At 61.7% G+C, this 12,046-nt stretch carries 17 protein-coding genes; 16 read left to right on the top strand and 1 reads right to left on the bottom strand.

The features are described 5' to 3' along the window. The first annotated feature begins 77 nt into the window (after positions 1–77). From AC58EF_RS26795 to AC58EF_RS26755, 9 genes are all read left to right on the top strand, one after another. Positions 78–1,550 carry a ParB/RepB/Spo0J family partition protein gene (locus tag AC58EF_RS26795; protein ID WP_497279458.1) on the top strand — a complete coding sequence of 491 codons (1,473 nt, stop codon included), beginning with the start codon at positions 78–80 and terminating at the stop codon, positions 1,548–1,550. A 507-nt stretch (positions 1,551–2,057) separates the two neighbouring features. Continuing rightward, positions 2,058–2,930: an ArdC family protein gene (locus tag AC58EF_RS26790; RefSeq protein WP_059153607.1), complete on the top strand. Its 873-nt coding sequence runs from the start codon at positions 2,058–2,060 to the stop codon at positions 2,928–2,930. A 148-nt stretch (positions 2,931–3,078) separates the two neighbouring features. Continuing rightward, positions 3,079–3,339, top strand: coding sequence for a hypothetical protein (locus AC58EF_RS26785; RefSeq protein WP_022684640.1), 261 nt, complete (start codon positions 3,079–3,081; stop codon positions 3,337–3,339). Between the two features lie 3 nt (positions 3,340–3,342). Further along, positions 3,343–4,623 (top strand): Fic/DOC family protein, encoded by a 1,281-nt coding sequence (locus AC58EF_RS26780; protein WP_059153630.1) that lies wholly within the window; start codon positions 3,343–3,345, stop codon positions 4,621–4,623. Between the two features lie 328 nt (positions 4,624–4,951). After that, the gene (locus tag AC58EF_RS26775; protein ID WP_008831643.1) at positions 4,952–5,341 is read left to right on the top strand and encodes a DUF3768 domain-containing protein; all 390 of its coding nucleotides are present in this window, start codon (positions 4,952–4,954) and stop codon (positions 5,339–5,341) included. Positions 5,342–5,352: 11 nt separating this feature from the next. Beyond that, positions 5,353–5,640 (top strand): hypothetical protein, encoded by a 288-nt coding sequence (locus AC58EF_RS26770; protein ID WP_030541545.1) that lies wholly within the window; start codon positions 5,353–5,355, stop codon positions 5,638–5,640. Next, positions 5,637–5,903 carry a hypothetical protein gene (locus tag AC58EF_RS26765; protein WP_008831641.1) on the top strand — a complete coding sequence of 89 codons (267 nt, stop codon included), beginning with the start codon at positions 5,637–5,639 and terminating at the stop codon, positions 5,901–5,903. Before AC58EF_RS26770 ends, AC58EF_RS26765 begins: the two co-directional genes overlap by 4 nt. A 12-nt stretch (positions 5,904–5,915) precedes the next feature. Next, positions 5,916–6,125, top strand: a complete 210-nt coding sequence (locus AC58EF_RS26760) for a hypothetical protein (RefSeq protein WP_004213310.1) — start codon at positions 5,916–5,918, stop codon at positions 6,123–6,125. Positions 6,126–6,193: 68 nt separating this feature from the next. Next, a complete protein-coding gene (locus AC58EF_RS26755; RefSeq protein ID WP_422932761.1) occupies positions 6,194–6,655 on the top strand; it encodes a hypothetical protein in 462 nt (153 codons plus the stop codon). A 41-nt stretch (positions 6,656–6,696) separates the two neighbouring features. On the opposite strand, the gene AC58EF_RS26750 is transcribed toward AC58EF_RS26755, so the two are convergent. Further along, positions 6,697–6,987, bottom strand: a complete 291-nt coding sequence (locus tag AC58EF_RS26750; protein ID WP_008831821.1) for a hypothetical protein — start codon at positions 6,985–6,987, stop codon at positions 6,697–6,699. A 465-nt stretch (positions 6,988–7,452) separates the two neighbouring features. Between AC58EF_RS26750 and AC58EF_RS26745 the strand changes: the two genes are divergently transcribed. The 7 genes from AC58EF_RS26745 (at position 7,453) to AC58EF_RS26715 (ending at position 11,805) form a co-directional block, all read left to right on the top strand. Then, positions 7,453–7,689 carry a hypothetical protein gene (locus tag AC58EF_RS26745; RefSeq protein WP_008831822.1) on the top strand — a complete coding sequence of 79 codons (237 nt, stop codon included), beginning with the start codon at positions 7,453–7,455 and terminating at the stop codon, positions 7,687–7,689. Positions 7,690–7,823: 134 nt separating this feature from the next. After that, on the top strand, positions 7,824–7,970 hold the full coding sequence (locus AC58EF_RS26740; RefSeq protein ID WP_021223025.1) for a hypothetical protein: 147 nt from the start codon (positions 7,824–7,826) through the stop codon (positions 7,968–7,970). Positions 7,971–8,087: 117 nt separating this feature from the next. Further along, positions 8,088–8,348 (top strand): hypothetical protein, encoded by a 261-nt coding sequence (locus AC58EF_RS26735; RefSeq protein WP_008831823.1) that lies wholly within the window; start codon positions 8,088–8,090, stop codon positions 8,346–8,348. A 17-nt stretch (positions 8,349–8,365) separates the two neighbouring features. Then, positions 8,366–9,802: a DUF4942 domain-containing protein gene (locus AC58EF_RS26730; RefSeq protein ID WP_008831824.1), complete on the top strand. Its 1,437-nt coding sequence runs from the start codon at positions 8,366–8,368 to the stop codon at positions 9,800–9,802. Positions 9,803–10,118: 316 nt separating this feature from the next. Then, the gene (locus AC58EF_RS26725) at positions 10,119–10,367 is read left to right on the top strand and encodes a hypothetical protein (protein ID WP_030541643.1); all 249 of its coding nucleotides are present in this window, start codon (positions 10,119–10,121) and stop codon (positions 10,365–10,367) included. Next, a complete protein-coding gene (locus AC58EF_RS26720) occupies positions 10,364–11,173 on the top strand; it encodes a hypothetical protein (protein ID WP_008831890.1) in 810 nt (269 codons plus the stop codon). Before AC58EF_RS26725 ends, AC58EF_RS26720 begins: the two co-directional genes overlap by 4 nt. Positions 11,174–11,184: 11 nt before the next feature. Continuing rightward, a complete protein-coding gene (locus AC58EF_RS26715; protein WP_030541642.1) occupies positions 11,185–11,805 on the top strand; it encodes a DUF6884 domain-containing protein in 621 nt (206 codons plus the stop codon). Positions 11,806–12,046: the final 241 nt, after the last annotated feature.

The following is a 12,046-nucleotide window of genomic DNA, read 5'->3' as shown; positions in this document are numbered from 1 at the left end:
ACCCGACGTCAAGGCTAAAAACTGACGGATATCCGACAGAAAATGCTTCACAGGACAGTTGACACATGACCTAAGACATGCACCCCGCCGATGCCATCGCCGCCTATCGGGCGATCATCGACAGCGGCAAAGACGTTGACGATGTTGCAGCATCGTTCGGCGTCTCCCCCGCCTATGTCCGCCGCGTGTTGAAGCTGGCGGCGCTGCACCCGACCATTCTCAAAGCCTTCCAGAAAGACGAAATCGGCATGGGCGCGGCGCAGGCTTTCGCGCTGACAGACGATCAGGACCGCCAGCTTGAGGTTTTCAAGCGCACCGGCGACAACGCCCACCAAATCCGCGCCATGCTCACCCAGGAGAAGGTTGCCGATACCGACAAGCATTTTCGCATTGTAGGCGAGGAAGCCTATTGCGCCGCAGGCGGCACCTTCACCACCGATCTTTTCGGAGAACGTCGCTATTGCGATGATGCGGGCCTTGTCATGGACCTTGTGCAAGATCGGCTCGACGCCATCGCCAAGGCGGCGCGCGAAGATGGCTGGCGCGATGCAGAAGGGCAGCTCTACCGGCCTGATTCCTACTGGATGCGCGGCCATCTGGAACCCGCTGGCGAGCGCCATCCGACCGAGGAAGAAACCGCGCAGCTGGTCGAGATCGAGGCGGCAATCGCCAAGCGGGAAAGCGAGGTGGACGAGGACGAGCACGACTATGACGACGAGTTGCGCGCCCTGACCCGCAAGCAGGACGCTATCGTATCGGCTTGCCGCGTCTTCACCGCCGAGCAGAAGGCCGAGCACTCGCTTATCGTCTTCATCGGGCATGACGGTATCGAACAGGTTGCGTTCACGCGCAGCGCCAAGGGCACCGCCGCCGATGGCCCCAAGCCTCCCCGGCCCGACTACTCGCAGAAGGTCATGGATCAGCTGGGCGGCATCCGCACGATGGCGGTTCGGGAAGCCCTTGCCAGCGACCCGGAGCTGGCGCTGGACGTGCTCTTGACGGGCCTATTGGGGCAGGTTCGCGGCAACTCCTATTCGTGGCAACAAGCCGCCGAAATCACCGCCGAGAAGAACCGCTTCCATGTTGACGAGGCGATCATGGGCCATTCCACGATTGCCGACATTGACGAAATCGCGGGGGCCGATCTTGCCCGCTTGGCCGAGACACCCACGCTGGACGACATGCGCCAGATGGACAGCGAAGCGAAATTGCGGCTGCTGGCCTACTGCGTGGCCTCGCAGATCACGAGCCTTTCGTTCCATAGCGACCGCGACCGCCAGCTGGCGCAGATCGTCGGGGCCGCGCAGATCGACATGGCCGACAAGTGGGAACCCAATCAGGTATTCTATGACCAGCTTAGCAAGGCCACGCTCTTGAAGCTGCTGGCCGAAGGTTGCGGCAACGACGCCGCAGAGAATTGCCAGACCATGAAGCGCTCTGATCTTGCCTTGACGGTCAACGAGCGCCTTGCGGGGCGGCGCATCCTGCCCCCCGCCCTTCGACCCTCTGCCTTGCCCGATGCCGCTGATAGCGAAAGCCAAGCGGCATGACGGCATGGGGAGCGCGCTTCACTCCCGCGCTCCCCGCAAACTTGCGGGGCGGTGGCAGCTGCCACCGCACCCATTTTACAGAACGCAGCCGGTAAAATCGGCCGCGTATAATGAGCGGCCAGGGCCGCGCGTTGCCGGTGGTGGCAGCTGCCACCNCCCCGCAAACTTGCGGGGCGGTGGCAGCTGCCACCGCACCCATTTTACAGAACGCAGCCGGTAAAATCGGCCGCGTATAATGAGCGGCCAGGGCCGCGCGTTGCCGGTGGTGGCAGCTGCCACCGGGGGAACACCAAGGGCACCCGCCCTTTCGTTCCCGAAGCATAATCGACAGGACCGGGTTGCACGCCAAGTTCGGCCAGTTCCGGCGCGATCGCGCGCGCCGGGGCCTCCCTAGCCGTGCCGCCCGCACCACTCCCATCGATTTTGCTTCCCCCTCCCCATCCCGCGCTTCGCCAGCGGGTCAGAGCCGCAGGCCGCAGGCAGCGGCTTCGCCTAAAGGAGTGAAAAATGGCTAAGGAAACGAACCGGATCGACATTTATCAGGCCGTCACCGACGACATTCTTGCGATGCTGGAAGCGGGCACCAAGCCGTGGGTGAAGCCGTGGAGCGGTGGGCCGACCATTCCGCTCCGGCACAATGGGGTCGCCTATCGTGGGATCAACGTCCTCAGCCTTTGGGCCAGCGCTATGCGTCAGGGCTTCGCCTCGCCCTATTGGCTGACCTTCAAACAGGCGTTGGAGCTGGGCGGCAATGTCAGGAAGGGCAGCAAGGGAACCACCATTGTCTATGCCAACAAGCTTGTCGTGAAAGACTCCGAGACGGACAACGAGCGCGCCATTCCGTTCTTGAAACGATACACGGTTTTCAATGCCGATCAGGTCGAAGGACTGGACGGCAAATATCCCGCGCCCGCCCCGATCATCACCAATCCCGAAACCCGCGACGTTGAGCTTGAAGTGATGTTCTCTCGCATCGACGCAACCGTTCGCATCGGCGGATCGCAAGCCTATTACCACACCCGCGACGACTATATCCAAATGCCCGCTTTTGAAGCGTTCCATTCCGCCGACGACTACTATGCCACGCTTGCGCATGAGGCCGTGCATCATGCAGGGCATGAAAGCCGCCTCAACCGAAAAACCCTGATTTCAACGAGCCGCGCCGACTATGCGAGGGACGAACTCGTGGCCGAGCTGGGCGCATCCTTCATCGGCGCGATTGTCGGTTTCAAGGTCGAGGAACGCGAAGACCATGCCGCGTATATCGAGCACTGGTTGACCGCGCTCCGCAACGACAAGCGCGCCATTTTTGAGGCAGCCCGCGAGGCGCAGAACGCCGCCGACTACCTGTTGGCGATGATGACCGACCAAGCGGATTGAATGCCCCGCCCCGCAAAATGCACGAGACGCCGCGCTTGCGCGGCGTCTCATTTCAGGAAAGTGAAATATGGGGGGCTACTCAATGTGGTTTATATACAAATCCCGACATGTTAACTATGGGCGGGAGCAGGTCGTTTTTAGGTGCAAAATGGAAAATATCATCGACACCTACAGGAATCGCATCAAGGCGATGGGGTATGAGCCGCGTCGGCAGGAAGACATTCCTGACGTGATGGCAGCTTATTGCGAAGCAATCGCAAATTGCAAGATTGAAGGACTTGAATTGGTTTCGGATGACCACTCTTTTTGTTTGCTGTTGGTCGAAACCCAAATTCCCGTCGATGTGGCGATTGGTCTGGCGCAGGACTACAACCGTGATGTTCTGTCCCGCCAGAAACTTGCTGCATGATTGGTGAGCGACCCTTACACCTGGCGTAACAGCGACGTTCTTCGGAACAAGCTGGGAATCCGCGACGATAATATTCTCAAGGAGCGAGAAGCTTTCTTCTCGGTTGTCCGGCATGGCGAGCTGATTGTGCAGCGCGCCATGCCGGCGACGAATGCGCGCGAGTATCGCGAACTGCACAATCATCTGTTTCAGGATGTATATGATTGGGCGGGGCGCTTTCGGACTGTGGACATAAGCAAACCCGGCAGCACTTTTGCGCGAGCGCACTTCATTGCCCGCAGCATGGAGCACGAATTTAAGCAGCTGCCCGACCTCCAAACCCTCAAGTCGATGGATCGTGATCGCTTTGCCGATACCATGGGACGGCATATCTCCGAATTAAATGCCGTTCATCCGTTCCGTGAGGGCAATGGTCGTACCATGCGGCTGCACTTGCAGCTACATTCCCTTGCGGCCGAAAAATTCGTCTCGATCCAGGCAATGGGGCCGAAGGACTGGATGGAGGCGAGCCGCGATAGCTTCCATACCGGAAATCACGCCTCCCTCGCCAAAGTTATCCGTGATGCCATGCCCCTCGAACAGAGCCGCGTCGAGCCAGCGCGCGGGCCAGCGGGCATCGCGTTTCCGCCCTCGATGGAATCTCTCATGCCAGCTGGCGAACGGCGCGCTATGAGCATCGAGCAAGCCAAGGATCAGATCAGCCGTTACTTACCTACTGCGCAAACCGTTGCGTCGCGGCAGTATGAGCAGCTTAATCGGATCGCGGAAACGTCCGCTGACATGCGCCAGCTAGCCGCCCGTTCTGCGCAGGAACTCGCCTTTTTCCGTGATCCCAAAGGGCCGATGCACCACCTTCAACTGATCGAACAGCGCCGCTATCATCAAATCGAAGTCAGTTGGTCCGAGGGCATGGACCCGCTGCAACGAGTCCGCGCCATCAGCGCGGGCACTGCTGATTTCCTTTCGAAAATGACCGACCGCGACATTCAGGCCGCCGATCGCGTGCTACGTCTGCAAGTCATGCCTCCCGGCGTCAGTCAGGTTGATCTACGCCTTGCCGCGCAATTCGAGAAAAACTCGCCTGAGCAGAACCGGGCCGATGCCAGGTTCGCGCAATTCCAGCTGGCCATTGATAAGCGCGTCGCCACAGCTACCGAGCGCGGCGCATCGAAGGAACAGCTGGCGCAGATCGTCGAAAGCGCAAAGGCGCATGTCGCCGCAACATTGCGCGAAGGCAAATCACCGACACAGGCGGCCGAGAAATCAAAGGACCGCGAGCGCTGAAAATGAGCGGCCAGGGCCGCGCGCCTAGTAGTCTGTCAGCTGCCACATAGGATCGAGCGGCCCAGGGCCGCGCCCCGTCAGTAGTGGCAGTTGCCACCGGGGGGAACACCAAGGGCACCCGCCCTTTCGTTCCCGAAGCATAATCGACAGGACCGGGTTGCACGCCAAGTTCGGCCAGTTCCGGCGCGCTCCCGCGCGCCGGGGCCTCCCTAGACGCGCCGCCCGCACCACTCCCATCGATTTTGCTTCCCCCTCCCCATCCCGCGCTTCGCCAGCGGGTCAGAGCCGCAGGCCGCAGGCAGCGGCTTCGCCTAAAGGAGTGAGGAAAATGGAAGCGACAACTGACCAGATCGCCACCATCGCGGCGCTGAACGACATTGCGCGGCGAACGATGGGTGTGACTTGTCGCACCGTGATTACGCAAGGCATCGCGGCGCTGGACGAGAACACGCAGTCCGACATTCTCAAGATGATCGAGGGCTTTGAGGATTTCACACCCGACAACGACCCGCACGGCGAGCATGACGCCGGTTTCCTTTATCGTGATGTGATTGGCCAATGGCATACCCGCTGGACTGACGACAGCACGCGCCCAGCCCTCTCGGTCATGTGGAAGTTCGACTATTACGACCGCGATCTTGAATTTGGCAGCGCCGAACCGTGGAATCCCGATGCCACAACCCGCGTGCTCACCATTCTCCTAACCAGTGAATATTGAGGGAGGCCATCATGACCAAATCGCCCCCGGTTATCGAGCTTAGCTGGCGTGATGAGAATTATGGTTCCGTCTGCGCCGTCGCCGCTTTCCGCAACTATGCGGGCACACTGGATTGGAGCGACCGCACCCACCAGCGGTTTCGCGGATGCCTGAAACGTGCAGGCTTCGCGTTCCATTGGGGGCGATGCAGCTATATCGCCACCAGCGGCACCCGCGAAGAGAGGCAGCACGCCCTTTGTGACGAGCTGGCCCGCGCAGGATTCCAGATCGACAGCGGCGACGTGAGGGCAGAGGCATGAACCGCGAACGCCGCAAGCAGATCGCCGCCGCCCGCGTGCTGATCGACAAGGGCAAAGCCCTGTTGGATGAGGCGCGCGACATGCTTGAAACCGTCAAGGATGACGAACAGGCCGCCCGCGAGAATCTACCACCCAGCCTTGAGGACAGCGAACGTGCGCAGGCGATGGACGCCGCAGTTTCCGAACTGGAAAGCGCGATTTCAGCCCTTGAAGACTTCGACGCCGACGAGATCGGCACAAACCTCGACACCGCCAGCGAATAGGAAGGATTGACCATGCAACCCATGCGCCACCTAGATCGAGACACGCGCCGCGCCCGCCTTCTGGCGGCGCGCACGCGCCCCGTCGGCGGCATCAACCGGCGCGGCATCTTCACCGGCCATTGGGACGGCGGCGATGTTGTGCGCCAGTTTCGCGGCGACAACGGATCATGGATCGGCCTTGCCGCCTACAAGGCGAAAGAAGAGCCGGAGCCGCAGCCATGAAAATCAGCAACACGGCGAGCGCCGTTCGCGTCACCCTCTCGCCTACCGAGATCAGCGATTTGCAATTTGTGATCGAGGCGGCCGAGCGCGCGGGGCATTATATGCCCGCGCGCGTCCCCAACATCATGGCGGCGCTGACGCGCAGCGCCGACGATGTTCGGATGAAACAGGCGATGAAGCGGGCGGAAAAAGATCGCGTAACGCGGATCGAGCAGGACCGGCGCGCGCGCGAACGCCAATTCATGCTAGGCGACCGATACAGCGTCATGGCGAGCCGCGCCGACTACGCCGATGCGTCTTCCGATCCGGACGCGCGCCAATGGGTTGACCTAGTGTTTCATGAAATCATGCAGAGGCCGCTTCCCGATCAATACGAACTCCGGCGCGACGTGTGGCGTGTCCACGTTGTCCAACTGGACGGCGGCACGCTCGGCGCTGTTGTAGGCGGCGATTGCACTCAAACCGCCGACCCCGCCGAAATTGCTTCCGTAGCGGAGCAGCTGATCGCCCGCTTCGAGGGCAGAGCTTGACGCGCGTGGAGCGGTGGCAGCTGCCACCGCTCCAGAGAGATCTAGAATTTGGTGATGAGAGGCAGCAGCGCCGCCGCTTGGCTTCCCAGGACCGGCACCCAATAATTCGCGGCGCGGTAATCAGGGCCATGATCGACCGCCATCACCCCAAAGACATATCCGATCATCGGCAGCGTCCACAGCAGACGCCCGCCCAGGTCCACGCCCATCAACACCAGCGCAACGCCGAGCACGGCCCAAAGCGGAATCAGTCGTTCCATGATTTCGCGATGACGGACTATTCGCCATGCGCTTTCCCGGTCATCGGCGCTAACCTGCGATACGAGGCCCATAGCTTCCCCTTTTCATCAACGGTCGCCGGCGATCATCCAATGGCTTCACGAAAATGTGAAGAGCGTTTCGCGCGCATTGTCGTCAATCCGTTGTATAGCCTTCATCGAGCGAGGGCGAAGGACTGTGACAGCGGCCTTTCGCAAATCCTCTCGCTCAAAGGAGGTGATGTGATTTGACAGCATATGAAGCAGCTCAATTGACGATCGCAGCCGTCGCGCTCGTGATTGCAATTGTGAAGCTGGGGAAGTCCGATAAGGGCTGATCCAGCGGGGCGGGTGGTCTGACAGGGCCGCCCGCCCTAAAAGTTTGAACCCGCCGTGTGACAGCACGGCGGGTTCAGGTAGGTGCGTGAAATGAATCAGCACACGAAGCATTGCCTATATAGCCCTTTTCCCTTGCCAATCCAATAGCCGGCGTGCGCGCGGCGCGTTCCCCTCCTGTTCCGTTTGGCGCATAAGCGCCCAATGGCCGCGAACTACAACCGCCCCAAGCCCATTGATCCTATCTGGTATCGGCAAGGCTGCTATCTGCGCATCCAGTGCGCTTGCGGTCGCCGCGTCGTCGCCCCGCTGGGCGACTTCGCCCGCTCACGCCGCATTTCTTTCGATACCCGCATATACGAACTCATCGCGCGGCTTCGGTGCAGCCAGTGCCGCCGCAAACCTTATGCGGACGTGTCGCGCAACCGCTCGGGCAATTAAACTGACGGAGGATCCGATTACTCGGATGCTTCCGGCGCTATCCGTTGGGCATGTCGCCGGCGACATGCCGCAGCGCCCGCTAGGTCGCCGCTATGCTATGACCTGGCGGGCGCTTTTCCTAGATTGAGGCGGCAATGCCGCCGCGCCCGCTGTTCGACTTCGGGGCCTGTTCCTGCCCCCTGCCGCAAGGGCTGGACCGTCTCGGCCGCTATGCGGCCTCGCTTGGCGATCAGGCGGGTTTCCCCGCCCTTCCTTCGCTTCGCTCCGTGCAGGACGGGTGATTCCCCTCCCCCCTGATCGGCCCTGATTTGCGGCATTCCCCGGCCCTGCTCGCCGCTGGGCAGAAGTCGATGACCCGTCATCGCCTTCGGCTCCATTCTAGGCAGGGAAAACAGCACATGACCGACATTCCGCTGGCCACAATTCTTCGGATCAACGCCGCCCGCACCATCCCGCTCACTCGCTATGAGGAAGAGGGCAATTTCGACCGCTTTGGCTACATCAAAGACCTTGCCGAAAATCATGGCGCTGACCTTCCCGCTGTCATCGAGATTGCCGACCTACTAGGGCCGGAGGAAGATTTTGACGGCCTTGTGACCACCATCGAGGACGCCGCCGAGGGCTTCGGCTTTGGTGCTCTTATTGTCGGGGGGGCGTGAACATGGGCCAGGAGCTTATGACGCCCGCGCAGATCGCGGATATTTGCGACGGCCGAGACAAGGCCATAGCCCTTTGGCTCAGCCTCTATGACACCTACCATGCAACCCGCGACGAGGCGGCCCGCCTGACCCTTGGCGGCGCACTGTCGCTGTCATGTGGCCGCGACTGGACCGAGGACACGTTGACCCGCGCTTTTATCCAGTCGCAGCCTATCGACCAGCGCGACAAGGAGACGGGAGCGCGCAAGACCATCGACGCACGCGACAATTTCGAGCGCGTCTTGACGCACACGATGGACCGCCGGTGCTGGGCGGCCCTCATGGAGCAGCTGGGTTTTGACCAGCTGCTAGATCAGCAGGCCCGCAAGGAGTTTCATGACGGCTTGCGCGATGATCCCGTGCCGTTCACGCCCGACAACTGCGCCGCCACTTTCGGGAATATCTGGACCAACCGGCGCGACCTTTATTTGCGCGGCATCGCCAACGTCTTCGCCAAGCTGGATCGCCGCTTTCGCTCGCACAACGGTTTCAAGATCGGCGCGCGTCTCATCATCGACCGCGCCTTGAACGAATGGGGATCATGGGACCGCTACGAGCGCCGCGACACGTTGCGGGACGTGGAGCGCGTCTTTCTGGAACTGGACGAAAAGCCCCCGGTTTCAGAGGGCCACAGCATCGCCTCACAGGTTGCCGATTCGGCACGCGTGCGCGGATCGCTGCCAACCGTGATCGAGGGCGACTATTTCCGCGTTCGCGTCTTCAAGAATGGGAATCTGCACATATGGTTCGAGCGTGACGACCTTCTGCAGAGCGTGAATCTGTTGCTCGCGGAATATTACGGCGAGGCTATCGGTGATGGCTATGAGACGACCGAGGCAGAAGCGGCCCCGGCCTATCATATCACGCCCGCTAAGAACTTCGGCGCGTTCATGACTTCCCCGGAGATCGCCGCCCAGGTCATCGAACATGCGAGGATCAGCACAGGCCAGCGCGTTCTAGAGCCTAGCGCGGGAAAGGCCGCGCTTGCTTCGGCCGCGCGCAACGCTGGTGCCGATGTAACTTGCGTGGAGCTGCAACCCGGCTTCGCCCACGAACTACGCGTAATCCACGGCTTTGCCGATGCGATCGAGGGCGATTTTCTCGCATTGGACCCGGCCCATTACGCACCGTTCGACGCGGTGATAATGAACCCGCCTTTTGATCGAGGCCGCGACTGTGACCATGTGCGCCATGCCCTCGCCTTTCTCAAACCGGGAGGCGTGCTGGTGGCAATCATGAGCGCGCGGGCAGAGTATGGCGAGGATCAGCGCCACAAGGCGCTACACCGCATGATCGCTGGTTGCGAGGCGATCTATTTCCACGGTCGCAAATGGATCGACCTTCCCCCCGGTTCTTTCGCCCACGCCGGAACCAACGTGAACACTGTTTTGCTTGCGATCCGCAAGCCGGGTTGATCGGTGCAGGCGGTGGCAGCTGCCACCGCCTGTCCTGGCGCAGATTGAGGCGGCAAGCCGCCGCGCTGATTTGTCGCGTTTGGGGCCTGTTCCTGCCCCCTGCCGCAAGGGCTAGACCGTCTCCGCCGCTGCGCGGCTCCGCTTGGCGACCAGGCGGGTTTCCCCGCCCTTCCTTCGCTGCGCTCCGTGCAGGGCGGGTGATCCCCCTCCCCCCTGATCGGCCCCGTTTGCGGCATTCCCCGGCCCAGCGTCGCCCGCTTTCGGCAGAAGTCGATGACCCGTCATCGCCTTCGGCTCAATTAGGAAGGGAAAGCCCATGAAAATCCGTATCTACCGCCAGACCGAGCAGGACTTTGACCGGATCGAGATCGAGGGCGCGACCTTTGAAACCATCGTCAGCCGGGCAGCGGTCGAGGGGCTTCAATGCAGCGGTTACGACAGCAATCCGAGCCAGCGGCCTGAGTTGCAGGGCGCACCGAAATTCAAGGGCGTTTGCGGTCCTATGTGGGATGGCGATGCGATCCGCTACGAGTGCAGCGCCACCTATGCGGAGTTGAGCGCATGAGCGCCGCCGCCGCGATACGCACCGCGCAGGCCGACCAGCTGGGCGACCAGATCATTGCCGCAGGCTTCGCGCCAAACGGCTTTGTGCTGGACATTAACGGGGCGCTTGATGTGCCCCGCGACTTTCCCCTTTCCGCGCCGTGGAATCTGCCGTCGCGCCTGTTTCAGTTCCCCATCGAGGTCATCCGCGCAGAGCAGGACGAGCCGCGCAAGATCGGCCTTCGCCATCCTTTGCTTGCCGCCCATCCTTTCGTGCAACACGTCGAGCGTGCGCTTGGGATCGAGATCGCCCGCGATGGCGTGACGAACCGCCACGGCTACAGCAACCGCGTTCATTCGCTCTGGCATCATGCGGTGGACCTTATCAGCGCCGGGAAATGGCGCGAATTGCTCGCCACGCAGGAGTTCACCGAGCCGCGCAATATCTTCAATGCCGTTGTCTATGGCCTTCGCTATTCGGACCACGCCGACAGGAAGGCGAGCGGCCACATCAGCACCGTCGAGGCCCGCCAGATCATGCGGGAAATGGGAGCTACCGAGCCGACCGACCGCGCCGCGTTGCTTCGCAGCTTTTCCGCGCCGTCGCCCTGCCAGCAGGAACGCGGGGCCGAGCATTGGCCGATCAATCTTCACGGACCTTGCGCCGAGGATAAGGCATGGTCTTTCATCATCGGGATCGAGGATGGTTGGTTTTCCTATGACCGTTCCGGGCATCTGCAATGGTCCCCCATGGGCCGCGACCGTTACGCGGCAGGCGATAGCGCCAGCTTTACCGAGGCGAGCGGCCAGACCGCTTTCGCCTTTTGAGGGGATCGAGCATGGCCCGCCATTGCATCCGCGAACCTCGCTACGTTCCCCCGGTGCAGCGCATCGGGGAGCAACCCGACTTGTTCGGTGGACCGACCCTTAGCCACGTTGCCGAGCGCCAAGGACCGCCGAAAGGATGGCAGCGCCAATTGCAGAAATGGGGCCGCTGCACCGTCATTGCCGATCTTGAGGCAGCGCCGCCGTCTGTCATCGACCCTCCCCCGTCCCCGTCTCCGGTTTTCCTTGTCGCTTGCGTTGCTGCGAAGCTGGACCGCCCCGCCCCGGCGCGCGATCTTTACGCATCGCCATGGTTCCAGAAGGCCCGTGCCTATGTCGAACGACAGGGCGGCGCATGGTTCATCCTGTCAGCAAAGCATGGCCTGATCGCCCCGGAAACCGTCATCGCGCCCTATGACGAAACGCTAGGCGCGATGAAGGCAGGCGCGCGCCGCCTTTGGGGCGCGCGCGTGATCGAAGCAATGGCCGAGCAGATCGACGCCGCCGCGCCGCTGATCGTTCTCGCAGGCCGCAACTATCGCGATCCCCTTTGGCCGCAGATCGAACGGCGCGCATCGGTTCCGATGGAGGGGCTTGGAATCGGTCAGCAGCTCGCTTGGTTGAGCGACAACTGAGAGCGAGAATTGTCGCGGTCCATGCGCAACTTCGCACGATGCGCTTCGAGGGGGCATCTGTTTGTCGCGCCGCCCTTTCAATCTATCCAACGCCATTTGGCGTTGTGAGTTTGAGGATTATAGGCCCAGCAACGGCCCAAGCCCCCCGGTAGGGCCGCCCACTCTCGGCAAGCGCAAATGGCGTAGTTTGCGCTTGCCGGGAGACCAGTTGCCCTCTCTATATGGCAAGGTGACTGCCCTC

It is taken from the genome of Sphingobium sp. WR1 (assembly GCF_059693745.1).
This window is presented reverse-complemented; position numbering and strand designations above follow the sequence as displayed.

Coding starts and splice junctions, on each gene's coding strand:
- AC58EF_RS26760 (WP_004213310.1), top strand. CDS start 5,916: ATGCAACCCATGCGCCACCTAGATCGAGACACGCGCCGCGCCCGCCTT.
- AC58EF_RS26725 (WP_030541643.1), top strand. CDS start 10,119: ATGAAAATCCGTATCTACCGCCAGACCGAGCAGGACTTTGACCGGATC.
- AC58EF_RS26715 (WP_030541642.1), top strand. CDS start 11,185: ATGGCCCGCCATTGCATCCGCGAACCTCGCTACGTTCCCCCGGTGCAG.
- AC58EF_RS26790 (WP_059153607.1), top strand. CDS start 2,058: ATGGCTAAGGAAACGAACCGGATCGACATTTATCAGGCCGTCACCGAC.
- AC58EF_RS26740 (WP_021223025.1), top strand. CDS start 7,824: ATGCCGCCGCGCCCGCTGTTCGACTTCGGGGCCTGTTCCTGCCCCCTG.
- AC58EF_RS26775 (WP_008831643.1), top strand. CDS start 4,952: ATGGAAGCGACAACTGACCAGATCGCCACCATCGCGGCGCTGAACGAC.
- AC58EF_RS26735 (WP_008831823.1), top strand. CDS start 8,088: ATGACCGACATTCCGCTGGCCACAATTCTTCGGATCAACGCCGCCCGC.
- AC58EF_RS26730 (WP_008831824.1), top strand. CDS start 8,366: ATGACGCCCGCGCAGATCGCGGATATTTGCGACGGCCGAGACAAGGCC.
- AC58EF_RS26785 (WP_022684640.1), top strand. CDS start 3,079: ATGGAAAATATCATCGACACCTACAGGAATCGCATCAAGGCGATGGGG.
- AC58EF_RS26770 (WP_030541545.1), top strand. CDS start 5,353: ATGACCAAATCGCCCCCGGTTATCGAGCTTAGCTGGCGTGATGAGAAT.
- AC58EF_RS26795 (WP_497279458.1), top strand. CDS start 78: ATGCACCCCGCCGATGCCATCGCCGCCTATCGGGCGATCATCGACAGC.
- AC58EF_RS26745 (WP_008831822.1), top strand. CDS start 7,453: ATGGCCGCGAACTACAACCGCCCCAAGCCCATTGATCCTATCTGGTAT.
- AC58EF_RS26765 (WP_008831641.1), top strand. CDS start 5,637: ATGAACCGCGAACGCCGCAAGCAGATCGCCGCCGCCCGCGTGCTGATC.
- AC58EF_RS26750 (WP_008831821.1), bottom strand. CDS start 6,987: ATGGGCCTCGTATCGCAGGTTAGCGCCGATGACCGGGAAAGCGCATGG.
- AC58EF_RS26720 (WP_008831890.1), top strand. CDS start 10,364: ATGAGCGCCGCCGCCGCGATACGCACCGCGCAGGCCGACCAGCTGGGC.